The organism is Nostoc sp. UHCC 0252, assembly GCF_034931145.1.
Classification (GTDB): domain Bacteria; phylum Cyanobacteriota; class Cyanobacteriia; order Cyanobacteriales; family Nostocaceae; genus Nostoc.
In genome coordinates this window covers 1-26,973 of record NZ_JAYGHE010000048.1, presented here as the reverse complement: position 1 = coordinate 26,973, position 26,973 = coordinate 1, and the positions used below count along the sequence as shown (strand labels likewise).

Here is a 26,973-nt window from a genome sequence, read left to right as displayed (position 1 = left end):
GTCGCTCATGGGGAAACCCCCAAGACCGCGCTGCTTCACCGCAGAAGCGTCTATGTTATTTGACCAATGACCAATGACCAATGACTAATGACTAATGACTAATGACTAATGACCAATGACCAATGACTAAGGACAAAAAACAGTGAATCTAGCAGAGGGAGTACAGTTAGTATCGCTTGGCATATTAGGCGTGATGATGATTGGGGCAGCCATTGGTGTGGTGCTGTTCTCCAACATCGTTTATTCTGCCTTTTTGCTGGGGGGTGTGTTCATCAGCATATCGGGAATGTATCTGTTGCTAAATGCTGATTTTGTTGCCGCCGCACAAATATTAATTTACGTTGGGGCGGTTAACGTGCTGATTTTGTTTGCCATTATGTTGGTGAACAAGCGGCAGAATTTTGTCGCATTTCCCAATTCTTGGGTGCGGAAAGCACTAACAGGTGTAGTCAGTATTGGATTATTTGGTCTTTTAAGCACGATGGTGCTGGCTACTCCTTGGGCTTACTCAGCTGCTCCGGTGGCAGGTGGTGAGAGCTCTATAGTTTTAATTGGAGAACATTTCTTCACTGACTTTTTACTACCTTTTGAACTGGCTTCCATTTTGCTGCTGATGGCGATGGTAGGAGCAATTATTCTGGCACGTCGTGAATATTTGCCAGATCAACTCACACGATCCGACCTGCGGCAAACTGTTTTGACTTTGCAAGAACGCCCCAGAGAACTGATATCAACAACCAGCGAAACAAAAGAGTAATATTTGCGACTTCATTCGCAGATAAAAAGCCAGATTTTTCAGGAGGGATACCCAGATTCATGCAACTCCAATACTTTTTGTTACTAGCAGCAGCTTTATTTTGCATCGGCATCTACGGTTTAATTACCAGCCGCAACGCTGTAAGGGTGCTGATGTCAATTGAATTACTGCTCAATGCTGTTAATCTGAATTTAATGGCATTTTCCAACTTCCTCGACTCAACATTAATTAAGGGTCAGGTTTTCACAGTATTTGTGATTACCGTGGCCGCGGCCGAGGCGGCGGTGGGTTTAGCGATCGTGCTTGCCATTTATCGCAACCGCGATACCGTCGATATGGAGCAGTTTAATCTCCTGAAGTGGTAATTGTGCGTGCAACTAAAGCAGGTAATCATTGCTTATAAAGCGCGGGATGCCCGGAGTAAACAATGGGCAGAAATCTGTGCTAAACAACTAGAAAGCCGCGAGTGCCATGTGTTGATGGGGCCTAGCGGGCCGAAAGACAACCCCTATCCTGTCTTTTTGGCTTCGGCGGTTCAACCAATCGATCTCGCTTTGGTACTCGGTGGCGATGGTACTGTTTTAACTGGTGCCAGACATTTGGCCCCAGCTGGCATCCCGATTCTGGGAGTGAATGTGGGAGGTCATCTGGGGTTTTTAACTGAGTCGGTAGAAGAGTTTCAGGATACAGAGAAAGTTTGGGATCGGCTGTTTGAGGATCGCTATGCTATCCAACGGCGGATGATGTTACAAGCTGCGGTCTATGAGGGCCACGGGTCTAATTTGGAACCAGTGAGCGAACGTTACCTGGCTTTGAATGAATTCTGTGTCAAACCCGCCTCTGCTGACCGGATGATTACCTCAATTCTGGAAATGGAAATCGATGGTGAGGTAGTCGATCAATACGTCGGCGATGGGTTGATTATTTCCACTCCCACAGGTTCCACCGGTTACACCGTTTCTGCTAATGGCCCAATTATGCACGATGGTATGGAGGCACTTACCATTACTCCCATTTGTGCAATGAGCCTTTCTAGTCGTCCCCTCGTTTTACCCCCTGGTTCTGTGGTGAGTATTTGGCCTTTGGGGGATTACGATTTGAGTACCAAGCTGTGGACAGATGGAGTCTTGGGAACTTCAATTTGGCCGGGACATCGCGTTGATGTGCGGATGGCAGAGTGTCGGGCTAAATTTATTATTTTGCGCGAGAACAATTCCTACTATCAGACGCTACGAGAAAAGTTGCTGTGGGCAGGTACAAGGGTTCACTACAGCAATAATCACCGTAATTAATTAAGTATTTTAGAGTGCATCTACCACAGATTGCGATCGCAACGCCTAATACCGCAGGTATCGCAACCAATACCATCCAAGCCCCTGGATTCATCTAGGGGCTTTCTGCGCTGAATTTGATTTTTTTACCTGATTGGCAAAAAAAAGAATAACTAGGTAGGCATATTTAAATATCAAATGTCATTGCGAGCGAAGCGAAGCAATCGCAAAGTCTCTGGGATTGCTTCGCTTCGCTCGCAATGACGGAACATATTATATTTATTCACGCCCATCATACTTATAAGCTCCTAAATAAATTTAGGGGAATTATTAATTATTAATTTTTAATTCGGAGCAAAGCGACGCGACTTGCATTTATAGCTTATATCAAAGGAAAATTTTGTATCTTATTGCCAGATTTTTTTGGAATTAATGTCCATAATAAAAGCACTCTATCTCTAATCCAAAAGAGTAAGAAAGCTCTCTAGAGGTTATTTTATCAAATACCGTCTCAATCACGATTTGACACATTAATGCATAATGTGAACTATTTGTATAGTGCCTAAATCCTAGTAGAATATTTTCGCAAATCTAAGTAGGAAGATAGATGGAAGTTTCTGGACGCAACATCAATTATTTACTGAATCCTCCTCCGACTATTGAAGATTTTCCCGTCCTTCAAACTGAAAAATATACCCTACGGCTGGCTTCAACCGAAGAAGAATTAGAATCAATCTTTCGGTTGCGCTTCGAAGTTTTTAATCTGGAACTAGGTTTAGGATTTTCTACTTCTAAGTTTACCCAGATGGATATAGATAAGTTTGATGCCGTTTGCCATCATTTAATCCTGATTTCCAAACAAACGGGTCAAGCAATTGGAACTTATCGGATGCAAACCTATACAATGGCTTCTCAAAGACTAGGTTTTGATGCTGCTGATATATTCAATCTTAATGCAATTCCCAATTCTGTGCTTCAGGCATCAGTTGAAATTGGGCGTGCATGTATAGCTAAAGAATACCGCAACAGTCAGGCACTTTTATTATTATGGAAAGGGCTAGCAAATTATCTGATCTGGAGTGAAAATCAATATTTCTTTGGCTGTGCATCATTACTAACACAATGTCCTTTACAAGCTACTTGTACTTATGATTATTTTCAGCATAATGGTTTGATGCATCCGAGTATTTTGGTTTATCCAAATTCACAATCTTGTCTAGAACTGTCTCAAAATTGTTCAGATTCATATAAAGTTGAGATTCCAAAAATTTTGCAGGCATACTTGAATATTGGAGCTAAAATATGCAGCCTTCCAGCTATTGATCGGCAGTTCAAGACTATTGATTTTTTAACTATATCTAATATTGCAGACTTTGGTAGATGGCGTTATCCAAATCCTCTCAAGCAACCCTTACCACTGAGGATTCATAACGATTAATTCCACTGCTGCCGCGTTATCCAACGGATGCGAAAATAGATATCCTTGTCCACATTTACAGTTCAGCTTTTTAAGAAATTCTAGCTGCTCTTTTGTCTCTATGCCCTCAGCAGTCACATCCACACCTATTTTGTGTGCAAGTGTGATAATTGTCTCAACAATTTCTAAATTCTTACCATTAGCATCTATTGGGCTAACAAAGGAGCGGTCAATCTTCAACACGCTAATCGGAAAACTATGGAGGCGGCTTAACGAAGAGTAGCCTGTACCAAAATCATCAATTGATAACCCAATACCCATCTTCCGAAGTTCTAGGAGTGCGGCATTTGTCTCATCGCCATTTTCCATAATTACAGTTTCAGTAATTTCTAACATGAGACTGCCAGGATTAAGACCAGTCGAGTGCAAAATTTTCCCAATCTGCTCAATCAAATCCGGTTGAGAAAATTGCTTAACTGAGAGATTGACGCTGATTTTCTCTAAGGAATTTATTTGGTGGCTCACTCGCCAAGTTTGCATCTGGCGGCACGCCTCATGTAGCGCCCAGTAGCCAATCTCGATAATCAATCCGGTTTCTTCTGCCAGAGGGATAAAGTTTGTTGGACAAATGAGACCACGCTCTGGATGCTGCCAGCGTAACAGAGCCTCAAAGCCTAAGATGCGGCCAGTAGTAAGAGAAACAATCGGCTGGTAATAAACTTGAAACTCGTGGCGTTCGATCGCTCGGCGTAGATCGTTCTCTAACTGCAATCTCGCCAGAACATTAGTATACATCTCTGGGTTAAATAGTTCATAGCGTGCTTTGCCCAGCACCTTAGCTCGGTACATAGCCGTATCGGCGTCCCTTAGCAAGTTTTCTGGTTGGTCATAGTCTACTGTCGAACTCAGGGCGATGCCTATACTTGCCGTTGTAAATACTTCTTGCCCGTCAAGCTCAAGGGGTAATTTCAGTTCTTGTTGAATTTGTTCAGCTACTTTGATGGCATCTGACAAATTCTGAATTTCGTCAACCAGGATTGTAAATTCGTCTCCCCCAAGCCGTGCAGCTGTATCCTTTGAGCGGATGCATACTTGTAATTTATTGGCAATAGCAAGTAAAAATTGATCTCCTTTTAAGTGTCCGAGACTGTCATTGATCACCTTAAACCGATCCAGGTCGAGAAATATTACAGCAAATAAATAATTTTCCTGTCCTTTGGCTCGCTGGAGTGTCTGTTTTAAGCGCTCCATAAAGAAAGCTCGGTTGGGTAGTCCGGTGAGTGCATCGTGAAATGCATTATGTAGCAGCTGTTCTTCTGCGCGTTTGCGTTCAGTAATATCATGAGTGATTCCGAGAATCTGATGAATTTCCCCATGTTCATTTAAAAGCGGCACGTAGGTGGCTACTATGGTGAAAGGTTCAGAATCAGGCAAACTTATTTTGCATTCTCCGGTTTGCAAGGTACGTGTCTCGACAGTTTTTCGCAAGATTGGTAAATAGGTATCTACGACTGACGACGGGAATAATTCTTCGTCTGTGTTACCAAGAAGTGCTTCCTTAGAATAACCACTGCGCTTGACTCCGAAAGCATTGACAAACTGAAACCGTCGCTCGGCATCATAAATCACAAATGTATCCGGGATGTTTTCAATTGCCAATCGAAATCGCTCCTCGCTAAGACGCTGCCTCTTTTCTGCCTGCTTACGCTCGTTAATTTCAGTTTCTAACTGCCTGTTAGCCTGTAATAGTCCAGCAAATGACTCTTGTAATTGAGTAGCCATCTGATTATGAGCCTGAGCGAGGACTCTTAGTTCGTTGATACCCTCTACTGTAACGGTTTGGTCTAATTTCCCATTAGCAATTTCCTTAAAGGCAAAGCTCAAATGGAGAATTGGTTGAGTAATCCAATGAGAAGTAATCACTCCTATGACTGTAGCTAGTGTCAAGGCTCCTAAACACAGCAAAATAGTGGTTCGGGTGTTGGCTTCGATATGCTCCATAAAGTCGGCTTCTGGAACCACCACGATAATCAGCCAATTTAGCCCACAGTCGTCTGTGAAGGGCATCAACTGTACGAATTGCCGCTTATGATCGATTTCAAATTCTAGCTGCTGGCTAGAAGAAATGTTTCTAAAGTTACCAAATCGTGCCTGTAAATACTTTGTGGTCAGATGAGTGATCCGATCGCTGCTAGCGATCGCTCTAAGTCGTTTGTAAGTCTTTTTCCCTCCCTGATCGCTCACAATGAAGGGTTTCTGGGCCGTTGAAGTTGCTACCAAATCTCCAGAATGCTCGACAATAAATGTCTGTCCTGAGCGACCAATCTTTAAACTATGCAAAAACTCACTCAATTGCGAGAGAGATAACGTTGCATTCGTCACTCCAAGCAAAGTACCTGTCTGGTCATAAAGAGGTTGGGTTGCACTGAACGCTAGCCCTGATGAAGAGAAATACGAATAAATTTCTGTGCAAGTAGGTTTACCTGCTTTCACAGCATTAATGTACCAAGGGCGAGTGCGAGGATCAAAGATTTTGTTAACTTGAATTAACTTGACACGATTACCTTGATAGTCTGTGGCATAAGTATGGTAATTTTTACCTGTTGATTGATCTCGTTTTCGGATGACTAGTGAACCATCCTTAAGGCGATCAACTGAATGAATTTCTCCTTGTGTACTTGCAAAAGCGATCGGGTTTAAGGGCTTGAATAACTGTATTTGATGCCATAAATGGTATTCTAAAATTTTTCCATTTTTTAAACTTAACTCACCAACATGGACAGAATTGGCGTTAATCTGAGTGACGAGTTGGGGGATTTTTATGTAATCGGTGACGTGTTGATGAATCCGGGTTGTAACTTCATTCCGCATCTGAGTAGCAACATCATTAACAGCCTTCTGACCATTTTTTAAAGAGAAGAATGCTGTTAACCCTACAGCAGCAGAGATTTGCAGGATGAAAGGTACTACAAGAGCTACACGAAGTGGCACCCTCAATAATTCTTTTGGAATCAAACGCAAAAAATTCTGCTGTGGCATCTGCGCGATCTTAGCCTCAGATATGTTAAAAGCAAGAGTTGATCTTGCCAAGGGAGTATTTTCAATCTGCTGATACAGCTACTTTAAACTGCCACCTCGAATTCTTATCGGTTAACACCTGGCGTAGGCGTAACTTGTGCCCGTTCTACGCCATTGGAGAGAAGAAATAATTTTTGTCTCCAGTATCTGGGGAGAATTAAGAAGCATAACCTACAAAGCGATCGCCTACGTCATGGCCCAATGCACGATAGCTACTGGAGTTGCCCTACCACGGATGCATCTACACTTGGTATATTTTACACTCAATCGATGTCTTGGTTTCAAAACCAAATCCAGTTTTGCGGGATTTGATACAATCTTGCTCATTTATTTTCGTAGTTAATAAAGGGAGGTGTTGATTGCCAACCTTCCCTATTGAATGGCAATGTTTAACAAATAGGCGAAGGTTGTAGCTGCGACACCTCATCCAGCCCGATGAATTAGATGATTTGAAAAAACTTTTTAGGAAATCAACTTATGCACCATCTCAAATTTGCTCCGAGTTGGTTGCGATTTTTAATTATTTTCTTATTGATGATGGGTATATTGTTTCGCTTTTTTAACCTTGATAACAAGGTTTATTCCCATGACGAAACTTATACTTCATTGCGAATTTCTGGTTATACAAAAACTGAAGCACAAGAGAAACTATTTAATGGTCGTGTCATTGGTAAAGAAAGTTTCGCTCAGTTTCAAGGTGTAAATCAAAAAAGCTTAAATGACACAATTATGACTTTGGCTAAAGAAGATGCTTTGCATCCACCGCTTTATTACGTAATAGCCAGATTGTGGATGGAAGTTTTTGGTAATTCGGTGACGGCTATCAGAAGTTTATCTGCTTTGATCAGTTTGTTGGTTTTTCCTTGTGTTTATTGGCTATGTAGAGAATTATTTAATGTGTCGCTATCGGTTCCTGGTGTAGCGATCGCACTCATGGCAATTTCTCCAATTCAACTAGTATACGCTCAAGAAGCACAAGAATATATTCTCTGGTTAGTCACTATATTATTATCTAGCGCCTCTCTGCTGCGAGTAATGCGGCTGGAAGATGAGCTAACAAAAGAACAACAAAAACCAGATTTATTCGCTGCCTGGAGCATTTATGCAGTAACTTTGGCAATCAGCCTTTATACGTTTCTCTGGAGTGGATTTGTAGCAGTTGCTCACGGAATTTATGTGATTGCTACTGCTAAATTCCAACTGTCTTCAACTGTCAGAACTTATTTACTAGCATCATTGGTAGGTTTTTTAGCCTTCATGCCTTGGCTAATGATTATAATAGGTGACTTTTTCCAATTTCTTATTTCAGCAGATAAGACAACAACACAATCATCTTCGAGGTCTGTATTTGGATTTATTTTGATGCAATCAAGCCGAATATTTTTTGATATAAACCTTAGTCAAGAGAATGAATTTAGTTATTTAATTACATTATGCTTTTTAAGTTTTATAGGATATTCAATTTATTTTCTTTGCCTAAAAACTAGCTATAAAGTTTGGTTATTTGTCATTATATTAATTGTAGTACCGACACTGCCGATAAGACTACCAGATTTAATGGATGGGGGTATACAGTCATCTAGTCAAGCATATTTTATCCCATTTTATCTAGGGATTCAATTAGCTGTTGCTTACTTACTAGCTTGCAAAATATATAATGAGAGTGTGTCACGCCGGAGTATTTGGTATGGGGTTGTGGCATTTGTAATTATTTGTGGTCTGATTTCTTCTAGAGTGAATTATCAGGCAGAAACTTGGTGGAATAAGGGTATGAGTTATGACAATCCACAAGTTGCTAAAATCATCAATCAGGCTACGCGCCCACTTTTGATTAGTGATGCCTTGGGTACTAATTACGGAAATATATTTTCTCTAAGCTATCTTTTAGAGCCAAAGGTACGATTTCTGTTGGTTCAAAATCAGAAAGTTCCTCAAATTCCTGATAGGTTTGCTGATATTTTTTTATTCAATCCTTCAGAGACTTGGCGCGAAACGATAGAAAAAAATTATAATGTGAAGACAAAGCTTATTTGTAGTGACAAATATTATTCTGTTTGGAAATTAGCGAAAACTCGTAGTGCGGGTCAACCCCTTCCCTGCGGGATGCTACGCGAACGGTGAATTAAAAATTAATTCCAATACTCACATCTTGCACCTAGCCCTAGCGATTAGAAATCGCGGCTATACAAACGAAGTCCGCCTGCGCGGACTAACATTGGGTGGAATTTCACGACTTATGTGTACACCTTAGCCTTGCAGGAGAGAGATTTTCCAGATCCCGTGAAAAGTCAGCTTAGGCGATCGCATTTGTTGATTTGGAGTTCGCATTTATAGATTTAGGGTTCGCATTTGCTGATTGCACTTATTCTCAAACAACAATTTTATGAAAACGAGCGATCGCGGGAGCGTGTCGGAAAGACTTGCAACGTTTTCGTAACCGCTATTGTCAACTTTCAGGGCAAAAAAATTTTAATATTATATTTGTAAAGTTTAATTTATTACTAGCCCCGGTGAGTATAAGTCTTGACTACACAAGATAAAACCCGTAAAAGCTACTGCAAATATTCTATTGAGTTAGAAAAAATTATATTTTTTGTATGTTAGTAAGTAGTAGCACTCATGATATTATCGATATATTTAATCAATAAGATTATTAGACTTTTGGATAATAGTTTTAATTCTGGTGGATGAAAATTATGAAGCGCCGTAAGTTTGTCTATATAGTGGGACTAGCAACTGCTAGTGGGGGATTAGCGATCGCTTGTAATGCTAATCAAACTTCCACCGATACTGCCCAATCGCCATCAGGACAAGCTACACCGGCTACGGCTGCTAGCGGTACATTAGAAAAAGAGCTAGTAGTCTACTCAGGACGCAACGAAAAACTTATTGGCGGACTTATCAAACAATTTGAGCAACAAACTAATAGTAAAGTACAAGTCCGCTACGGCGATACTGCTGAGTTAGCATCAGCAATTTTGGAAGAAGGGGCAAATAGTCCCGCAGATGTCTTCTTTGCCCAAGATGCTAGCGCCCTCGGAGCTATGCAAAAAGCAAATCGAGCAGTACAGTTACCAACATCTCTTATCAATCAGGTAGATAGTACCTACCGTTCACCAGAGGGGAAATGGGTAGGTATTTCTGGGAGAGTACGTACAGTAGATTACAACACTAAATTAGTAAAACCAGGGGAATTACCATCATCAATTTTTGGCTTCATTGAACCGAAATGGAAAGGTAGAATTGGCTGGGCCCCTACAAATGGTTCCTTTCAATCTTTTGTCACCGCCTTGCGGGTTGCAGAAGGAGAAGACAAAGCTAGGCAATGGTTAGAAGGTATTAAAGCTAACAATGCTAAAGTTTATCCTAATAATAGTGCGATCGTAGAAGCCTTATCTCGCGGCGAAATTGCTGTGGGATTTGTCAACCATTATTATTTAGAACGAGTTAAGCAAGATAATCCTCAAGTTCCAGTGGAGCATCATTTTACCGATGATGTGGGTTCCTTGGTAAATGTTGCAGGCGTAGCAATTCTTAACAGCGCCAAACATCCCAATATTGCTCAAAAGTTTGTCGAATTCATGTTGAATGAAAATGCCCAAAACTACTTTGCTAATCAAACCTATGAATATCCTCTAACTTCGGCTGTTGCGCCTAAAGGGAAGCTGAAATCTCTCCAACAAATTAAAAAACAAACTCAAAAAATCGACTTGAGTAATCTTAACGATTTAGAGACAACACTCAAACTCATGCAGCAAGTACAGGTCATATAACTTGCTATGGACTGAAATGCATCTGGCAAAGGTAAGAAAAATTTAAATTTTTTGAGAGATTTTGTTGCTTACCAGTACACGTTAATGGTAAAGATTGAGAATACCAAGCAAGATTATTGCAAAAACTTCCTGGTAAGTATTAGGGTGGAGGATTGAAGATTGAAAACTTTAACATTGTTGAAAGCGTCAGCATTAGCTCTAGCTGTAACAGTCGGTTGGGGAATTGGGGTAGCTGTAGATGCTCAAACGAAAACCCTCGTGATTTATTCAGGCAGAGACGAGAAACTAATTGGCCCCTTAATTGAGAAAGCAAAAAAAGATTTAAATAAAGATATTCAAGTGCGTTATGGCGATACTGCTGAGTTAGCGATCGCACTTTTGGAAGAAGGCAAAAATAGCCGTGCAGACTTGTTTTTCGCTCAAGATGCTGGTGCTTTAGGCACTTTGGAGAAAAAACAGGTAACACAGCCGATTGCCTCGAAGTTGCTGAATAAAGTTGATTCTCGCTTTCGTTCTGCTAAAGGGCATTGGTTAGGAATCTCTGGACGCGCTCGTGTAATTGACTACAACACCAAGTTAGTGAAGCAAGGGGAACTACCGACATCAATTTCGCAATTAACAGAACCGAAATGGCGCGGTAAAGTCGGCTGGGCCCCAACTAACGGCTCATTTCAGTCATTTATCACCGCAATGCGAGTATTAGATGGAGATGAAAAGACTCTCCAATGGCTCAAAGCCATGAAAGCTAATGGTGTCAAAGATTACGGCAAAAACTCTGCGATCGTCGAAGCTATAGGAAGGGGAGAAGTTCATCTTGGTTTAGTGAATAATTACTACTTGTATCGCTTCAAAAAAGATGATCCTAACTTTCCTGTTGCCCACCATTACACAAGCAAAGATGCCGGATCAATGATTAACGTGGCAGGAGTAGCAATTACAAATACCACAGATCAAAAAGCTGATGTGGAGGCTTTAATTAATTATCTGCTCAACCAGAGTTCACAAAATTACTTTGCTAAAGAAACTAATGAGTATCCTTTAGTAAAAGGAATTCCAGCGCCATCAAAACAAATACCAATCAGTCAGCTTAATCCACCCAATGTTAACTTGACAGACTTAGACGATTTGCCGGCAACTTTGAATTTACTACAGCAGGCAGGAGTTTTGTAACAGTTGAAAGCGGTTCGCCCTCCATTATTTCTCACATTAGCGGCAGGGGTGGTGGCAGTTGCCATTGCCCTGCCATTACTATATTTAGTGATTCGCACCGCAGGTATTGGCGGGGAAGAGTTGCGAGAATTGCTTTCTCGTCCCCGCAATATCATGGTTTTTTTCAATAGTGCGGCAATGGCGGCAACGGTGACGTTATTTTCCACATTAATTGCCGTACCATTGGCATTTTTAACTGTGCGAACAGACTTACCGGGAAGACGTTTTTGGTTAGTGGCGACAACATTACCCTTAGCGGTTCCTAGCTACGTAGGCAGTTTTGCGCTGATTGCAACTTTGGCACCACGAGGTAGTTTTTTGCAACTGTTGCTTCAACCATTAGGAGTAGAAGAATTACCTTCCATTTATGGTTTTCCTGGGACAGTTTTGGCAATTACTTTGTTTACCTATCCTTATATGCTGCTGAGTGTGCGTTCTGGATTACAAGGTATTGATCCATCTCTAGAAGAAGCATCTCGCAGTTTGGGTTATGGCAGTAGAGAAACCTTTTTTAAAGTAGTTTTGCCACAGTTGAAACCATCATTAATTGCAGGTGGATTATTAGTAGCTTTGTATGCTTTGCGCGACTTTGGTACACCTTCGCTGATGCGTTTTGATGCCTTTACACGGGCAATTTTTTTACAATATAAAACTAGCTTTAATCGGAACTCAGCCGCAGCTTTATCTTTGATGTTGGTGATATTGGTGCTGCTGATTTTATGGTTAGAATATCGAATGCGATCGCGTGCAGCTTATTATAGTCGTGGTTCCGCTTCTCTACGTCCACCGAAAATTGCCAAGTTGGGTATTTGGAAATGGCCCGCTTTTGGCTTTTGTCTGCTAATTACTAGCTTTGGTGTAGTTTTGCCAGTAGGTATCACCTTATTTTGGCTAATTCGTGGACTTAACACTGGCTATACTTTCCCCAACTTATTCCCCACTATTCTCAACTCCATTAGCGCAGCTGGACTGGCAGCTTTAGCTACCACCATCTTTGCCCTGCCAGTAGCAATTTTAGCAGTCAGGTTTCCGAGTAAAATCACTGCCATAATTGAACGCTGTTCTTACATTGGTTTTGGAGTTCCCGGAATAGTTGTTGCTTTATCTTTAGTATTTTTTGGTGCTAACTATTTGCCAGCACTGTACCAAACTCTGCCGATGCTGATATTTGCTTATTTAGTTTTATTCTTACCGCAATCAGTGGGAACAGTCCGCAGTTCGCTTTTGCAAGTCAATCCCCAGCTAGAAGAATCAGCCCGTAGCTTAGGTAGGAATGCTTGGCAAACTTTAAGAGAAGTTACCCTACCTTTAGTACAATCAGGCGTGTTGAGTGGTGCAGTGCTGGTATTTTTGACAGCGATTAAAGAACTACCCGCCACCATGCTGTTAGCGCCTATTGGCTTTGGTACATTAGCAACGCAAATTTGGCAAGCTACAGAAAATGTAGATTTCGCCGACGCTGCGGCAGCTTCATTAGCTATGCTACTAGTTTCTATGGGTTCAACTTTATTGGTGCTATCTCAAGAGAACGTCAAAAAAGATAAAGTCATAAGTAACCCGCAAGTGCAAACAAAGTTCTAACCAGCCTTCTGTTATCTACCTTATGCAACAAGCAATTCTCCATTTACAAAATGTCACCAAGCGGTTTGCAGAAAGTGCCTTTCCTGCTGTAGATAACGTATCTTTGACGTTGCAACAAGGAGATATCTTGGGATTGCTCGGCCCATCTGGTTGTGGTAAAACTACGCTGTTGCGAATGATTGCTGGTTTTGAGCGATCGCAAGCAGGAGAAATTAAAATTGGTGGACAGGTAGTTTGCGATCGTTCTACTTCCATTCCAGCCGAACAGCGCGACATCGGTGTTGTTTTTCAAGATTATGCACTGTTTCCCCATTTAAATGTGGCAGAGAATGTGGGCTTCGGGTTGAAACATTTTAGTAAACAGCAAATCCAAAAACGGATAGCCGAAGTTATTGCTTTGGTGAGACTCGAAAGTTTAGAAAAACGTTACCCTTACGAACTCTCAGGTGGACAGCAGCAACGGGTTGCACTCGCCCGCGCTTTAGCACCTCAACCCCAACTTATGCTTTTAGATGAACCTTTGAGCAATCTTGATATTCAAGTTAGGTTAAGGTTGCGAGAAGAAATACGAGACATTCTCAAAGCGGCGGGAACTTCAGCAATTTTTGTTACCCACGATCAAGAAGAAGCATTAGCTATTTCAGATATAGTGGGTGTCATGCGCCAAGGATATTTAGAGCAACTAGGCACACCAGAAGAAATTTATACTCATCCAGCATCAAGATTCGTCGCCGAATTTGTTACTCAAGCTAATTTCCTTCCTGCGCGTCGTCAAGGTAATTTATGGAAAACAGAAATCGGCAGTTTTGAGTTAACAGCGAATCACACCGAAGATATTGGCGAAATCATGATCCGTCAAGAAGACTTTATCTTAAAGCCTAGTACCGATGCGCCTGTAGTCATCCGCACCCGACGGTTTTTAGGACGTGAGTATCAATATTGTTTACAAACTCCCTCTGGTAAAGAAATTCATGCGCGGACATTGAAAGATATGGCTTTACCTATAGGTACAAGGGTGGAGTTATCTATAGCCAGTGACACTGTAAAGGTTTTTCCACAGTAGATTTTTTGGTGCTACTAAATCAAAACATGAATTGAATTAGGCACAGACATAGCTCGTCGTAGATATCGCTCAGTAATTTCCAAGCGTACATTAACTATTTGTTATCTGCTTCATCTTCAAGCAAAATGGTATTGAGAAGATTTAATTCACTGGATGCCATGAAGTAGCGATCGCTAAAAACTGTTGATTCCTAATGAAATTTTAGGGATTTAATCCAGCTTGTTGAAAGATTGTATGAGGGGTAATTTCTAATTCTGGTAGTAAATCATTAGTAATTACTTGATGAGATCGATAAGTAATCGGCAAGGAAGATGGCGCAAATACAGTTACAGTTCTAGCTTTTGTATCGACCACCCAAACACAAGAAACCCCAGCTTTCACATAATCAGTCGCTTTTTCGGCAATTTCACCAAAAGTTTGACCAGGTGAAATGATTTCGATGATTAATTCAGGTGCGACAGGACAAGCTTCGTCTAATAGCCAATCAGCAGGAAGACGGTTATAAGAAATATAGGTCAGATCCGCTACAGGCATCCAATCTTGTTGATTTCGTGTTAGTTTAATTGCCCATTCAATCACAACCCGACCTTTTGCTTGTGCCCATGCAGACAATAGTAGAAATAAAGCACCAGTAGTCGAGCTATGAAAAAATTTTGGTGACATTTCATGATCTTTATATTTTGGTACAGCTTCACCATTAACAAACTCGTATGTAATATTTCCTTCGGGAAGTGCGAGAAATTCTTCTAGGGTTAGGCGTTGATTAGAAGACTGAACCATAGATTGTTATGTGGGTAAAAGATGCTTGCTTTTAGTTTATGCGATCGCAAATATGAGAGACTAAGCCTACTTAGCCCCTATTTCCAGCATTTTCGACAGTGCTGATGGGGGATGTAAGCATATAAATTACACGAGTCAATATTATTCCTCATGCTCTTGAAGTGAACCAAGGCTTATGCAAAACTTGAGATCCTTCGCTTCTAGCCTAATTTTAAGGAATTGATCAATGGCGCGTCTAGCCCTGCTGAGTGTATCTAACAAAACTGGTATAATTGACCTCGCCCGTAGCTTGGTTGAAGAATTTGACTTTGATTTAATCAGCAGTGGGGGAACAGCCCAAGCCCTCAAAGATGCGGGACTCCCTGTTACGAAGGTTGCAGATTACACAGGTTCACCAGAAATTTTAGGTGGTCGAGTCAAAACCCTACATCCCCGAATTCATGGCGGAATTTTGGCGCGGCGAGATGTTCCCGAAGATATTACAGATTTAGAAAATAACCAAATTCGCCCGATTGATTTAGTGGTGGTGAATCTTTATCCTTTTGAGGAAACGATCGCTAAACCAGGGGTAACATTAGCTGAGGCTGTTGAACAGATTGATATCGGTGGGCCAGCAATGCTGCGGGCATCATCGAAAAACTTTGCCCATCTCGCTGTATTATGCGATCCAGCACAGTATGACGAGTATTTGCAGGAATTGCGGCAAAATAACGGCGAAGCATCCCTAGAGTTTCGGCAAAAGGCGGCTTTAAAAGGATTTTCGCATACTGCTAGCTATGATCAAGCGATCGCATCTTACCTCGCAGAAGCACAGCAGTACAACCTTAGCGGTACACAATTGCAATCTCTGCGTTACGGCGAAAACCCTCATCAACCCGCCACTTGGTATCAAACTGGTACTACTCCAACGGGATGGACAGCCGCGACAAAACTGCAAGGCAAAGAACTTAGTTACAATAACTTAGTTGATTTAGAAGCTGCACGCCGAATCATTGCTGAATTCACTGATACTCCAGCAGCAACGATTATCAAACATACAAATCCCTGCGGTACGGCATTGGGAAGTACAATTTCTGAAGCTTACCAAAAAGCTTTTAACGCTGACTCTACTTCTGCCTTTGGTGGAATTGTTGCACTCAACCGTCCGATTGATGCGGCTACAGCTAGCGAGTTAACCAAAACATTTTTAGAATGTGTGGTTGCACCAAGTTGTGACGCAGAAGCCCAAGAAATCCTGGCCAAGAAATCTAACGTGCGGGTTTTGACTCTAGCTGATTTGAGCAGTGGCCCCAAGGATACAGTGAAAGCGATCGCAGGTGGTTTCCTTGTCCAAACCGCCGATGATATTGTTGCAGACACCAGTCAATGGCAAATAGTCACTCAACGTCAACCCACCGACAGCGAATTAGCCGAATTGCTGTTTGCGTGGAAAGTTTGCAAACACGTTAAATCGAATGCCATCGTTATCACAAGCGATCGCACTACACTAGGAGTAGGTGCTGGTCAAATGAACCGCGTCGGCTCAGTTAAAATAGCTCTAGAACAAGCTGGAGAAAAAGCCAAAGGTGCAGCTCTCGCCAGCGATGGATTCTTCCCCTTTGATGATTCTGTGAAAACAGCCGCAGCCGCAGGCATTACAGCCATCGTTCAACCAGGTGGAAGTTTGCGTGATAAGGATTCAATCAAAGCTGCTAACGAACTGGGTTTACTGATGGTCTTAACTGGTGTACGTCACTTTTTACACTAAATCATTGTTTATTGGGTGTGCAGTTTACAAAGTGTCACACTAAATACTTTCTTTATAATTGAAGCAATGATATTATTTAATCGTGTGTGAGGAGCAAGTTAAAAATAAAAAGCGTTTGGGGTGGAAACACGGCAACACTCCCAAGCGCTTTTTAATTTATCGAATAGAATTCAGGAGTCAGAATTCAGAATGAATTCTGTGCGAGTGGCAGATAGCGTAGCAGTAGCGTTCGCACAGCGTCTCGTAGAGAGGCACGAGCGTCTTGATTCTGACTCCTGAATTCTGACTTCTGAATTCTTCTTCAACAGAAATTGGATTGCTTATGCAGTTTTGAAAATGTCACTCAATATACTTGCCATTTAATAGAAGTAGTGATAAGGTCTATTTGTGTGTGAGGAGCAAGTTGAGAATAAAAAATGCCTGGGGTGGAAACACGGCAACACTCCCAGGCATTTTTTAATTTGCATATAAGAATTGGATTATTAGTGCAGTTTTGAAAGTGTCACTTGCTATAATCGCCTTTTAAGTGAACCAGTGATAGTATTTAGCTGTGTGAGGAGCAAGTTAAAAATAAAGAGCGTCTGGGGTGGAAACACGGCAACACTCCCAGGCGCTTTTTAATTGGTATGCAGAAAGACCTTGCAGATGCCCTGGAGTTCAAAATCGAAAATCCAGTAAAACTTATTTACAATCAGAAATTCAGGTGCAAATCAATCCACTGACTCAACAAATTCAATTCATCATCGAAATTGATCGATTGAAACAGGTGATGCGCCAAACCCTGCTTATGGATGGGTCACGCCGAGAAAATAGTGCAGAACACTCTTGGCATTTAGCTGTAATGGCGATCGCATTAGCAGATTATGCTCCAGAGGGTGTTGATATATTCCATGCTATCAAAATGCTGCTAATTCACGATTTGGTAGAAATTGATGCAGGTGACACCTTTTGTTACGATGTGCAGGGTAATGATAGCAAGGCAGAACGAGAAGCACAAGCAGCATTGCGCTTATTCGGACTTTTACCAACAGATCAAGGTAGCGAGTTGCGTTTACTCTGGGATGAGTTTGAAGCAGGAGAAACACCCACAGCCAAATTTGCCGCAGCCCTAGACCGTATACAACCCTTGCTGCACAATCAGCAAACTCAGGGCGGAACTTGGCGCATTCATGGCATTAGGCGCGATCAAGTGATGAAACGGGTAGCGCCAGTAGAAACAGGTGCGCCGGAACTGTGGCCCTTTGTTTTGCAATTAATTGATGATTGCGCGATCGCAGGATATTTAAAAGAGGCTTCTACTCTCAAGATTCAGGGCTGATGCGCCAAAATTTCCTCCCACTCAGAGGGTGAGAGAGGTTGTAACTCGATCTGCATATTAAAACAATCGCTAGCTGCAATAACTAAATCTGCAATAATCTTTTCTACACTCAAATTTTGAGGTAGTTGTACAGTCGTAAGAGATTCTGCACCAAATACTTGAGCAAACAGTTCAGCATCGGGTTGCAAACGGATGGAACCATGTTGCAAAATTGCGCCACTACGTCGCAGTTGAGCGCTACCAACGAGTTTAGCACCATCTGGCAAAACTAAATCTGCACTGGTTGCTGTACCAAAACAGTTAGGATTGTTGATGTAACCTCGCCCTTCTGTACCATAATGTAATTCTACGCCGAGCGATCGCCAGCCTTGAATCAAAAACTCACAAATTTTTTCGTACACCTGGAGGCGATTACCCGTAAGTCCAGATGTTATTACAGCGTAAGTTAAATCACCTTGATGTAACACCGCCCGCCCCCCAGTAGGACGGCGCACTAAATCCAGCTTTTGCCCTTGCCAAGTCAAATTTTGCCAATATTCAGGGTATTGACGTTGATGATAGCCAAGGGAAATGGCAGATGGCGACCAGGTATAAAAGCGCAGAGTTGACGGATGTCCAGACTGGTGTTGTTCTAGTAACCATCGGTCAATCGCCATCTGCACATTGCCGTCTGCCTCTAGCAAAGGAATTAGTCGCCACACTTTAGAATTCAAGAGTTAAGAAACGCGATTAATCGCGTCTGTACAGGAGTTAGAGTAGAGATGCGATTAATCGCGTCTGTTAAAAAGTTTATCAACTTACAACTCAGCACTTATAACTCATAACTAAAGCGAAGCGATTAGTCAAGTTGCACCAAATTCAGTTTGTAAGGCTTCATCGTTGTTATCTGCGATCGTTGCTACAACGGTAATCAGCCGAGAGACTTCGCCAGGAGATAATTCCGCTAAGGTGCGTGTTGAAATCACAACGACTCGGTTTTCAATAATACCAAAACGTGCTTCAAAAGTGCTAGAGCAGTTCAACTCCAACAGATACCGCATCAATTTTGGTTCATCTTTAGCAGGTAAATTTAGCACCGCAGACCAAACCGTTATGGTGTCTTCATCGGTTATCCCATTGAGTTGGACAAATACTTCTACACTTCCATACTTAAACTTCCAAAGATAACCACCCTCTGGAGTATGGCTAACCATTGCACTATCATCTTGTTCTAAAGAGTCGATGACATTTTCAATTACCTCCAGATGGTTAATGCTTGTCGTCTCGGCGATTAGCTCATTAACGGATTCGTTATTAGTTATAGTTTCTTGGTAGCTTGTCATACAGATTTCCTCAACATACTCGCTGTTTTATCTACACATACTTTATAACTTGTGGACGCAGTTAGTTTAAGCTTGCTTCTGCGGGATTCTATATCTGGCAGTAGTATTGACGTAAAGCCTTGTGTCGATACGGCTTCTAAACACTCTTTTAACCCAAAAAAGCCTGCTTAGGCAGGCTTTTTTTAGGTTGCCCCAGACTCTAGTCTGCGGACACTTTCATCTTTTTACAGAAGATGAAATGACTAATTTTAATCAACGTCTCTGACTGTTCTCTTTACTGCCTTGCCTGCATCTTCAGCTGTGCGCTGAACATTTTTACCAGCATCTTCAGCCCCACGCTGAACATTTTTACCAGCATCTTCAGCCCCACGCTGAACGTTTTCTGTCACATCTTCGGCAGCATTCTGGGTATTCCCTTTCAGATTTTCAATTCCTCGCTTAGTACCCTTAGCTACGCCTTCTCCTAATTCACTAGCGGAACTGCCGATATCTTCACCCAGGTTCTTGACTCTTTCACCCAAGGGTGTACCTTGTTTGTAATTGCGACCGTATTGCCCTGGGCTGTCAATTCCCTTCTGCTCAACATTTTTTTGAGAATTTTTCGCCAGCGCATCGGCTCTGTCATTCGCTGCCTTTTCATCTAATTTCCCTCTAGGATCTACATCACTAAAGTTATTCATTCCACCAGCAGGAGAAGAGAGAGGATAATCTTTAGTGGGATCGTATCGTTTGGAATAAGCTGATTGATCTTCAGGCTGTGGTGGCTGTGTTGCTATTCCCGGATCGCCACAAGCTTGTGTCAGAAATATAAACATTCCTGCCAAAAAAACAGTTAAAACTTTCAAGGGACGAATACTTTTGAGCCAATTCATTGATTTTTTCATAGTGCGAAACTCCTTGCATTTTTGTGACTAAGTTAAACTTCAACCAAGTGGCATTTGGAATTATTTTTGCATTCCAAAGTATTCAGACAAAATAAAGATTCTATCTGCCTACTGCTGGATTTTTTTGTAATTCAGGTCTGGCAGCCGCTTCATCTGCCTTATCTTTCAAAAAGCCAGAAGCTTCTTCAACATTCTCTTTTACAATCTCAATCCGATCTTGAACCCGATCTCCTACATTTGGTTCATCCTGAATCAAACCACCTGGTTCAGCTTCTCGGAAATCCTTGTCTGTGATAATTGGCAATTCTGCTTCTTTGTTAATTCTACCTGTTGGTGTCTCAGCACCAGGATAAAGTATTTTGGATTCTCTATCTGTTGTAGCAATCAACAATTCCGAACTTGGTTGTAAGCTAGCTTGGTCGCGTCCCTGATTGCCTTTTGGGTTTGCTAATTTCGGATCGGGAGACATTCTGTAGTTGCCATACTTATCTCCGCCGTTCTTATAGGGATTGTTTGCCCCACCTGCCTGCACAGCAGGATTTTGTGGATTTGCACCTTGAGCATTTGCCCCACTACAAGCAGTACTAACTATCAACAATAGTCCAGCTAAAAAGATAGTTAAAATCTGGCGCAATCTTACTTTTTTCAAGAATAGTCTCACAGCGTTCACGTAATCCTCCTTACCAAAATATTAATAAGTTAAGCTTTTGCTGAATCATTGAATTGGTCAGCAAGTTATTGTGCTTGTTTTGGTTGGCTTAGTTTCGATAACCTCTATTAAGGATATGAATAATAAAATGCTCTTTACCTCTAGCGCAAGCTACATTTTAAGTAGTACATAAATAATATTTTTATCTAACTCTAGAGAGATATAAAATAAAGTAATATATTTTTAGTAAAAAAAACTATATCAGCCTATTTGATACTTCAAAAGATTTGAATAGGTAGCTGATGTACTGTAATATTTGAGGCATTGGCCCCTTGTTACTCTACCTTGAAATTACTAAATTCATGAAGCGATTTTTACGCTGGCTAATTTTGGGCGGAACGCTGTTTTTTTTAGCGAAAGCCTTGAAGGATAATTGGAGTGGAGTGACTGCTATCCGCATTGATGGGGTAGGATGGGCAATTATAGCGATCGCTACAGGGGTAACTTTACTAGCACATACTTGGGCAGGCTGGATCTGGACTTGGATTCTGCAAGATTTAAATCAACCTGTATCATCTCCCCAATTCATCCAAGTTTACCTAAAAACGAACATAGCTAAGTATTTACCAGGTAATATCTGGCATTACTACGGGCGAATTGTGGCAGCCAAAAATGCTAATATTTCTCCTGGTGCAGCTACCTTAAGCGTTTTGCTAGAACCCCTACTTATGCTAGCGGCTGCTTTAATCATCATTGCCCTGTGCAGTAGCCAATTTGCACCAGCAAATACTACCCTTGCTCTGCAAATACTACAATTGCCGAGTTTAGCTGTAATTCTTTGTGCGATTCATCCTTGGGTTTTAAACCCAGTTATTCGCTTTTTGTACAAATTGAAAGCAAAAAAGTCTGCTGCTACAAAACCAACTGTTCCCTTCAATCTTAAAAACTATCCCCTACGCCCTTTGTTAGGAGAATTGGGCTTTATGGGGCTACGCGCCACTGGGTTTATATTAACGATGTTCGCCCTGGGTTCGTTGAACGTAAACCAAATTCCTTTGTTATTAGGGGCTTTTAGTTGCGCTTGGTTATTAGGGCTTGTTATTCCGGGTGCGCCTGGTGGGTTGGGTGTATTTGAAGCGACTGCATATCAACTTTTACAAAGTCACTTTCCAGCAGCCGTAGTATTTAGTGCGATCGCTCTCTATCGCCTCATTAGTATTGTAGCTGAAACTGCGGGCGCTGCTCTCGCTTACCTAGACGAACGCCTTGCTAAATCCTGAATTAGGGGACACCTATTTGTGTTTATATACCTTCATCTGTGAAAACACACGATAACCATCCAAATTCAATTGCGGATTACTGCTTTCTTCTTCCATCTTAATCAAGTTATACTCTACGTTTTCTGCATAAATGGCAAACGTGATATTAAAAATCTCCATAAAATTAATTACATTTTTACATTCATCTTCAGGATAGTTTTCGTAAAAACGAATCAGATGAGCAATTCGAGTTTCTAAATGACGACGAGAATTTTTACAAATTAGAATGATTTTTAAAAGTATAATTACCAATGTTAGAGCATGACCTTGAGTAATTAATAAGATAAATAATGACGAAGGTTCTTTTCCATTTTCTATCGTCAAAGAGTCAATCACTCGATTGCAGGTTCTCAGAAACAATTCTTTCGTGATAAATTCATGATTGTAATCCTTCTTCCATAATGATAAACTTTTTATAAACTGCTGCTTCCAACTTTCGACTGATTCCTGCTTGCCTACAGAAAGAAATAGATATTTTTCGAGGTTAACTTTAAATTCTTCCAAAGTCTGATTTTGAGTTTGCTTGATAAATATATGTGCAATATTCTCATGACTAAAAACACCTCTTTTTAAGACAATTGCTTTTATTAAACGCAGAGCTTGGTCTCCTAAAATACTAGGATTTTGATAGCGCGTTGTGCTGGAAACAGCAGATTGAGAACGAGCAATATACATTGCCAATTCAAACTTAAATTTTTCTTTTATCTGTTTAGAAAGCTTTCTAGCAGCCTCTTGTTGCTCTATGGGATTATTCTTATTAACAGATTGATCGATTAACAAATAGGAACTATAGCGATTAGCCCAATGACCTTTAGAGGATTCATCATATTTAGCAGCAAATAATTTCAATTCTTGGTAGCTTTTGCTGTTGACAAAATTCTCTAACCAAGTTTTACAAGTTTTTACTATGGGAGCATTATTTTCCTTTATTCTTAAATTTTCATCAACAAATAAATTAACTAGTTCTTGGATATATTTGTCTTTGCGCTTAGTTTTCCAATTATTAACTATAATGTAACAACACCGCTTTAATGTATTACATAATTCTTGTTCATTGTCATCCAAGAAAACACTATATATCCCAGGAATATAGTTTGAATCTTCTGAATCAAGACCGTCTATAAATAAACCTTTAAATTCTCGCAAAACATCGTCTGGCGACAAGTTTTTGACCATTTCCATGAAGAAGCTATAAACCTCTTCTTGTACAATTTGTACATTTATCTCTCTATTAGACGTAACACTATGGGTATTTTCCTGACTAATTGATAAACTATTAGCGTTCATTTCAGTTATCAGGACAAAAAGGCTTCCTGTTCATATTATTATCAGCTTAACCTTGGTAAACAGTAGCATCAATCTATTTTTCTGAAATTCAGTGATATTTTTACACAAATTTGATAAAATTCGACCATAAATAAAGTATTAAATCTAAATTGTTTAATACTTCATCAAAAATAGCAGTGAAATTACTTAGTCTTAAGAAGTAGGGGCACAAGGAGTTGCACATCTACCGTGTGGTCTATTTACCTGGAAATAGCTGTAAGTCCAATATAAAACTAGATGGACGAGTTGATTTACAATTAAATACAACTCGCCCATACCTTTTTTGGCGACCATAGTGATGTGATGGCCGCCCGGAGGACTGGGTTGGCTATGCTGTGTTCGGCTTCAGTGCAGGAGAGTCATGATTTTGCTTTAATTGCCTATGCAGCCACTTTAGAGGGTAGGGTTTCATTTCTGGATTATTTTTGATGGCTTCCGTACTTTCCATAAAGTGCAGAAAGTCGAACTATTATCAGATGATGATGTGCGATCGCTCTTTTAGCACTGGCGGTTCTGGATGAGGATTGGCGATCGTCGCCCAAGCAATCTGCTTGCCATACATTTTTAGTTTAACTGGGCTTAATATTCTGATCAACACCCTCGATATTTTCAACCTTGTTTTTACTTAGCGGTAAAGACTCTTGAGAAACGGATTCCAGTAATTTAACAGCCTTTACTAAAGTTTCTCCCGATAATTGTTCGAGTAGTTTTATTCCTCTTTGGCGAACTTCTTCAGGTGCAGTCATCGGCAACCTTTCCTCATTTACATCTAGCTCTAATTTTAGGCCAGGTTTTTTTTCATCCTGTATTTCTAAAGTCTTATTTTTGCCTGTTTCTCTTTGTTGTAAATCTGAGCTAGTTATGAGCAGTGGAGTCGTGGGGATTTCATAATCATCCGGCTCTAATAATAGTTGGAATGCTTGAAAGCATCGAGTCAGCGAGTATCGATCAACCTTGGTATTAGAGCTAAAAATCTTACATAGGGTATGAGAGTCTAAACCTGTCTGATCACTCAGATGATCAAGAGTAAATCGCTTGTTACCGTTTTCATTAAATTCTGTTTGTTGTTTTGCATCCTGAAGTTTATGCAATCCTTTTGGTGTAAGTATTGCACCACGTCTGCGTTGTTTTGTAAGCATGATGAAAACGTTGGATTTGATTTACACAAGCTGTAGGCAAACAAGGGCATTAGTTAGCCTAGAGGTAGCCTCATATTTTTATATCGTTTAAATTCAGGGATATTATGCAGCAGTAAATATTCTTTAATGAGAGTATATAGACATCAGCTTGAGATTTACGTGGTTAAACAGATTAATTTATCTGATTATAGGTTAATCTAAGAGTTTCTCAATTTATTTATGAAATTATAAGCACTCTACTTTGTAAGAATGGCGGCTTTGTAACACATTGTAATATTTGTGGGCGTTGCTGATTTTTAAGGGCTTGCAGAAAATAAATTATCCCAAATTATTTGCATATTTGTAGGAGCGTAATACCTTGTGCCCCTACAAAGGGATATTTTTTTAACTGGAAGTCCCTTATTCCGCGCATACTGGAAATAGCAATTGCAGAGTAGGCGCGAAAAGTCAATATTTCACTTTGCTCGAAACTCGCAATTCATCCCGCATTTGTGCAAGGCAATATTTTGCAATCTGATTTGCTCAATTTCTAAGTTATTGAAGATATTACGACTGGGATTTTATAGAGACGCTTGTAATAATTCTTAAGTTTCCTGTGCTTAAGTTGGCAAACTTCCATTGCTTTAGAGGGATTACACAGGTACATTGATTACCTAAAGCCTAATCAATGTACCTGTGTAATATTCACTTCTATAGACTCTATGAATAACATATCAAACGGAAATAGGTATCAATTTATCGAAACTTGGAGAAAGAGACGAGATTGCTTTTTTAAGAAATTAGGAAATTGTTATCAAGACAATATCAATCCTTGGCTAGAGGGACTTTGGTTTCTACGAATCCCTCTTTTTACCGTATTGTTATCATTGATATCTTTTGCTGTTATTGATCAGACAATTGAAGTTTATCGTGTTTTAGCTTTAAATGCACAAGGAAATCAAAAATATGCAGTTTTTCAAGCTGTGTTTTCTCTTGTGTCTATCCTAACACTTTCACTTTCTATTTGGTACTCTGCTAACATACTCATAACAAAATATGATAAAGCAGAAGATGAAATTGAAAAAGCAAATAAAATTAAAAAAATAAATTTCCTAGCTAACAAAGAAATAAATGAAATTGGAAAAATAGATGAGGCTGAAAAAATAAATAAAATTGAAAAAATAAATAAAACTAAAAATAAAAAAATAAATAAAATTCAAAAAGCAAATAAAAGTGAAAAAATAAATTTCCTAGCTAATATTTTGAGTATTTTGCCGATATTCTTTTTAATGATAGGATTATACAGGGCTACGAAGTTTTTGGATAACCCTAATATATTGAATCTGTGGATCGGCTTTATATTTATATTTATAATTATTTTGATTACAATTAAGATAAAATACGACTTTCCCAAATTTGAAGAACCTCAAACACTCAACATTATACTGTTATGTTCAATTCCAGTTCTATTTTTTTTGCTTTTTACTTTTATTCTGATAATTCCTGAAAACCCAATAAAGCCAATTTTGATACAGGTTATTAGTGGAGTTACTTTAGTTGTAATTTTGCTGCTTTTGTACCTAAGCTTGATAAATATCCTAAAATGGATAAAAATATTGCTAATAGGATTATTTCTAATAAGTTTAATAGGAGTTATAGTATTTACCCCTTACCTAAGTAAGCCAGAATTAGTTATATCTTTACTAGGCTCACTTAATATTATTACTATATCTTTTATTGGATTTGTCATTGGTGGTAGCATTCTCTCTTTTGTGGGATACAAATATAAATTTCCAATACTCGCAATTTTATTGATATTACTTACTTGCTTTAGCTGGCTTGACTTAAATGACAATCATCGCATCAGGCAGGTTGAAAATCATAAATCTCAAGAACTACTGACGCTAAAAACAAGCTTTAGTGAGTGGAAGGAAGCCCGAAAAGATGATATCAAAAAATTTACAACAGAGGAAAAGGAATACCCAATATATATAGTCTCGGCACAAGGAGGTGGAATTTTTGCGGCTTATCATGCAGCATCAACACTATCACGTTTACAAGATTTATGCCCTGAATTTGCCAGTCACGTTTTTGCTATTAGCGGTGTCTCTGGTGGTAGCCTTGGTGCTGCGGTCTTTTCTAGCTTAATTAATACTGAATCCCCTTCCTTCTCAGAAAAACCTTGCTCTCCATTAGATAAAGCGTTAGAACAAAAAGACCAAAAACGAGGAGTGTTAGAAACAAAAGCGCATAAATTGTTAGACCAAGACTTTCTATCTCCACTGCTTGCAGCCGGATTATTTCCTGATTCTCTTCAAGGTTTTCTTCCTGTTCCAATTAATAGTTTGGACAGAGCGAGAG

General features: G+C 40.2%; 21 protein-coding genes and 1 pseudogene. 14 read left to right on the top strand and 8 right to left on the bottom strand.

Annotation, left to right across the window (positions count from 1 at the left end):
* The first annotated feature begins 142 nt into the window (after positions 1-142).
* The 4 genes from VB732_RS23280 to VB732_RS23265 all read left to right on the top strand — a co-directional run bounded on the left by VB732_RS23280 (position 143) and on the right by VB732_RS23265 (position 3,466).
* Complete coding sequence (locus tag VB732_RS23280; RefSeq protein ID WP_323233269.1) at positions 143-757, top strand: NADH-quinone oxidoreductase subunit J; 615 nt, start codon at positions 143-145, stop codon at positions 755-757.
* 59 nt (positions 758-816) lie between these two features.
* Complete coding sequence (gene nuoK / locus VB732_RS23275; protein WP_006199065.1) at positions 817-1,122, top strand: NADH-quinone oxidoreductase subunit NuoK; 306 nt, start codon at positions 817-819, stop codon at positions 1,120-1,122.
* A 6-nt stretch (positions 1,123-1,128) separates the two neighbouring features.
* On the top strand, positions 1,129-2,049 hold the full coding sequence (locus tag VB732_RS23270; RefSeq protein ID WP_323233268.1) for an NAD(+) kinase: 921 nt from the start codon (positions 1,129-1,131) through the stop codon (positions 2,047-2,049).
* Positions 2,050-2,635: 586 nt separating this feature from the next.
* On the top strand, positions 2,636-3,466 hold the full coding sequence (locus tag VB732_RS23265; RefSeq protein WP_323233267.1) for a GNAT family N-acetyltransferase: 831 nt from the start codon (positions 2,636-2,638) through the stop codon (positions 3,464-3,466).
* On the opposite strand, the gene VB732_RS23260 is transcribed toward VB732_RS23265, so the two are convergent.
* Positions 3,440-6,484 carry an EAL domain-containing protein gene (locus VB732_RS23260; protein ID WP_323233266.1) on the bottom strand — a complete coding sequence of 1,015 codons (3,045 nt, stop codon included), beginning with the start codon at positions 6,482-6,484 and terminating at the stop codon, positions 3,440-3,442. The genes VB732_RS23265 and VB732_RS23260 overlap by 27 nt on opposite strands.
* A gap of 516 nt (positions 6,485-7,000) precedes the next feature.
* Here VB732_RS23260 and VB732_RS23255 point away from each other — a divergent pair.
* From VB732_RS23255 to VB732_RS23235, 5 genes are all read left to right on the top strand, one after another.
* Positions 7,001-8,644: a glycosyltransferase family 39 protein gene (locus tag VB732_RS23255; protein WP_323233265.1), complete on the top strand. Its 1,644-nt coding sequence runs from the start codon at positions 7,001-7,003 to the stop codon at positions 8,642-8,644.
* A 575-nt stretch (positions 8,645-9,219) separates the two neighbouring features.
* A complete protein-coding gene (locus VB732_RS23250) occupies positions 9,220-10,296 on the top strand; it encodes an iron ABC transporter substrate-binding protein (protein ID WP_323233264.1) in 1,077 nt (358 codons plus the stop codon).
* Between the two features lie 159 nt (positions 10,297-10,455).
* Positions 10,456-11,466: an iron ABC transporter substrate-binding protein gene (locus tag VB732_RS23245; protein WP_323233263.1), complete on the top strand. Its 1,011-nt coding sequence runs from the start codon at positions 10,456-10,458 to the stop codon at positions 11,464-11,466.
* Positions 11,467-11,469: 3 nt separating this feature from the next.
* A complete protein-coding gene (locus VB732_RS23240; RefSeq protein WP_323233261.1) occupies positions 11,470-13,086 on the top strand; it encodes an iron ABC transporter permease in 1,617 nt (538 codons plus the stop codon).
* Positions 13,087-13,108: 22 nt separating this feature from the next.
* Complete coding sequence (locus VB732_RS23235) at positions 13,109-14,149, top strand: ABC transporter ATP-binding protein (protein ID WP_323233260.1); 1,041 nt, start codon at positions 13,109-13,111, stop codon at positions 14,147-14,149.
* Positions 14,150-14,350: 201 nt separating this feature from the next.
* Here the strand turns inward: VB732_RS23235 and VB732_RS23230 are convergent, their stop codons facing one another.
* Complete coding sequence (locus tag VB732_RS23230) at positions 14,351-14,929, bottom strand: Uma2 family endonuclease (RefSeq protein ID WP_323233259.1); 579 nt, start codon at positions 14,927-14,929, stop codon at positions 14,351-14,353.
* Between the two features lie 226 nt (positions 14,930-15,155).
* Here VB732_RS23230 and purH point away from each other — a divergent pair, with 226 nt between their 5' ends.
* Together purH and VB732_RS23220 are read left to right on the top strand one after the other, a co-directional pair.
* Positions 15,156-16,676, top strand: a complete 1,521-nt coding sequence (gene purH, locus VB732_RS23225) for a bifunctional phosphoribosylaminoimidazolecarboxamide formyltransferase/IMP cyclohydrolase (protein WP_323233257.1) — start codon at positions 15,156-15,158, stop codon at positions 16,674-16,676.
* A 703-nt stretch (positions 16,677-17,379) separates the two neighbouring features.
* Positions 17,380-17,994, top strand: coding sequence for an HD domain-containing protein (locus tag VB732_RS23220; RefSeq protein ID WP_323233256.1), 615 nt, complete (start codon positions 17,380-17,382; stop codon positions 17,992-17,994).
* Here VB732_RS23220 and VB732_RS23215 read toward each other — a convergent pair.
* The 4 genes from VB732_RS23215 to VB732_RS23200 all read right to left on the bottom strand — a co-directional run bounded on the left by VB732_RS23215 (position 17,985) and on the right by VB732_RS23200 (position 20,870).
* A complete protein-coding gene (locus tag VB732_RS23215; protein ID WP_323233301.1) occupies positions 17,985-18,650 on the bottom strand; it encodes a biotin/lipoate A/B protein ligase family protein in 666 nt (221 codons plus the stop codon). The genes VB732_RS23220 and VB732_RS23215 overlap by 10 nt on opposite strands.
* Positions 18,651-18,836: 186 nt before the next feature.
* The gene (locus tag VB732_RS23210) at positions 18,837-19,316 is read right to left on the bottom strand and encodes a YbjN domain-containing protein (RefSeq protein WP_323233254.1); all 480 of its coding nucleotides are present in this window, start codon (positions 19,314-19,316) and stop codon (positions 18,837-18,839) included.
* A gap of 248 nt (positions 19,317-19,564) precedes the next feature.
* Complete coding sequence (locus VB732_RS23205) at positions 19,565-20,200, bottom strand: hypothetical protein (RefSeq protein ID WP_323233253.1); 636 nt, start codon at positions 20,198-20,200, stop codon at positions 19,565-19,567.
* 100 nt (positions 20,201-20,300) lie between these two features.
* Entirely contained in the window at positions 20,301-20,870 is a 570-nt protein-coding gene (locus tag VB732_RS23200; RefSeq protein WP_323233252.1) for a DUF6658 family protein, read from the bottom strand.
* Between the two features lie 341 nt (positions 20,871-21,211).
* Here VB732_RS23200 and VB732_RS23195 point away from each other — a divergent pair, with 341 nt between their 5' ends.
* The gene (locus VB732_RS23195) at positions 21,212-22,129 is read left to right on the top strand and encodes a YbhN family protein (RefSeq protein WP_323233251.1); all 918 of its coding nucleotides are present in this window, start codon (positions 21,212-21,214) and stop codon (positions 22,127-22,129) included.
* A 12-nt stretch (positions 22,130-22,141) separates the two neighbouring features.
* Here the strand turns inward: VB732_RS23195 and VB732_RS23190 are convergent, their stop codons facing one another.
* On the bottom strand, positions 22,142-23,455 hold the full coding sequence (locus VB732_RS23190; RefSeq protein WP_323233250.1) for a hypothetical protein: 1,314 nt from the start codon (positions 23,453-23,455) through the stop codon (positions 22,142-22,144).
* Between the two features lie 309 nt (positions 23,456-23,764).
* Here VB732_RS23190 and VB732_RS23185 point away from each other — a divergent pair.
* Positions 23,765-23,990: pseudogene (locus tag VB732_RS23185) on the top strand (pyruvate synthase); the annotation flags it as partial.
* Positions 23,991-24,063: 73 nt separating this feature from the next.
* Here VB732_RS23185 and VB732_RS23180 read toward each other — a convergent pair.
* The gene (locus VB732_RS23180; RefSeq protein WP_323233249.1) at positions 24,064-24,633 is read right to left on the bottom strand and encodes a hypothetical protein; all 570 of its coding nucleotides are present in this window, start codon (positions 24,631-24,633) and stop codon (positions 24,064-24,066) included.
* A 701-nt stretch (positions 24,634-25,334) separates the two neighbouring features.
* Between VB732_RS23180 and VB732_RS23175 the strand changes: the two genes are divergently transcribed.
* A partial coding sequence (locus tag VB732_RS23175; RefSeq protein WP_323233248.1) for a hypothetical protein occupies positions 25,335-26,973 on the top strand: 1,639 nt, incomplete at its 3' end.